We start from the raw sequence: 1,520 nt of genomic DNA, 5'->3' as shown, positions 1-1,520 counted from the left end.
CAGGCTGTGGAGAAAGTCTTCTCCACAGCCTGTTTTTGTGTCTGAACCTCTTTTTATGTGTCAACACTGATAAAAAAGAGGAAAAGGAGAGAGTTTTTATGATGGGTGCTTTAAAAAATCATCGTGATGAACGTGTATCTGTTTCTGTAGAAGAGTTGGTTCCACAAGATCATTTCCTTCGTGCGATTGAAGCGACAATTAGTTTTGATTTTATTGAAGAGAAATTACGCCCTTATTACTGTGAAAACAATGGACGTCCGTCAATCCATCCTATCGTTTTATTTAAAATGATGTTTATTGGATATTTTTACGGTATTCGTTCGGAGCGTCAATTGGAAAAAGAGATTAAAACGAATATCGCCTACCGTTGGTTTTTAGGATTTTCTCTATCAGATACTATTCCAGATCATTCTACAATCAGTTGGAATCGCCGTACCCGCTTTATTCATACAAATATTTTCGAAGAAATTTTTGATGAGATCGTGAGGCAAGCGACAGAGCACCAGATGGTGGGAGGACGTGCGCTAATGACAGATTCTACGCACATTAAGGCCAATGCCAATAAAAATAAATTTGTACATAAATATAAAAAAGAAAAAGCAAAGTTTTATATAGATGAGCTAGAAGCTGCGGTAATCGAAGATCGTAAGGTACATGGAAAAAAGAATTAAAACCTAGAGAGGAAAGTGATACCCCTACCAAAAAAACTCGTATAAGTACAACGGATCCAGATAGTGGATTTTTAATGAGAGATGGAAAACCGAACGGTTTTCATTTCTTAGACCATCGTACGACTGATGCGAAGTACAATATTATTACAGATACCTATGTAACGGCTGGAAATATGGCAGATTCCGAGCCATATTTAGCACGCCTCCAAGCTCAAATTGATAAATTCGGGTTCAAAGTAGAAGCTGTAGCTCTTGATGCAGGCTATTTTACGAGCTATATCTGTAAGAAATTATCGGAGAGAAATATATTTATGGTGATGGGGTATCGCCGATTTGGAAAAAGAAATAAAGAAGTACCAAAAAGCCAATTTAAATATGTAGAAGAAATGAATGCATTCGCTTGTCCGATGGGGTGTATTTTAGAGTATGCGACAACGGATCGTGAAGGATATCGTCAATATAAATCGAAGCCAGAAGACTGCGCTGTTTGTCCGCTACGTGAGGTATGTTTTTCAAAGAAACAAAAACAAAAAGTTATCACTCATCATATATGGGAGAAATATAAGGATATCGCTAGAAAAAACAAACTAACAGTTACAGGGAAAAAGTTGTACAAAGTACGCTGTTCAACTATAGAGCGAAGCTTTGCAGACGCCAAAGAACTACATGGCTATCGATATGCTCGATTTCGAGGGCTGAAGTCTGTCCAAATGCAGGCTTATCTCACCGCAGCTTGTCAAAACATGAAAAAAATAGCCCTCCATCTGACCAAAAAAGGTCTGGTGGAGGGCTATTTTTTTGAAACTCTATTATTTTATGTTGTTTTTATTCGCTAAAATCAAAATGATT

Annotated in this window: 1 protein-coding gene; it reads left to right on the top strand. The window is 37.3% G+C overall.

All coding sequences use genetic code 11. From position 1 onward, the window contains the following. Nucleotides 1–98: 98 nt before the first annotated feature. Nucleotides 99–1,507 (top strand): IS1182 family transposase gene (locus tag DN400_RS28935; RefSeq protein WP_098212047.1). Its coding sequence is split into 2 segments (ribosomal slippage): nucleotides 99–660 and nucleotides 660–1,507, totalling 1,410 coding nucleotides; the frame shifts between segments, so codons are not numbered across the junction. The last annotated feature ends 13 nt before the right edge of the window (nucleotides 1,508–1,520 follow it).

Source organism: Bacillus sp. AR8-1, assembly GCF_008042345.1.
GTDB lineage: Bacteria > Bacillota > Bacilli > Bacillales > Bacillaceae_G > Bacillus_A > Bacillus_A cereus.
The sequence above is the reverse complement of the archived record's forward strand: the minus strand, read 5'-3'. Positions and strand labels throughout refer to the sequence as shown.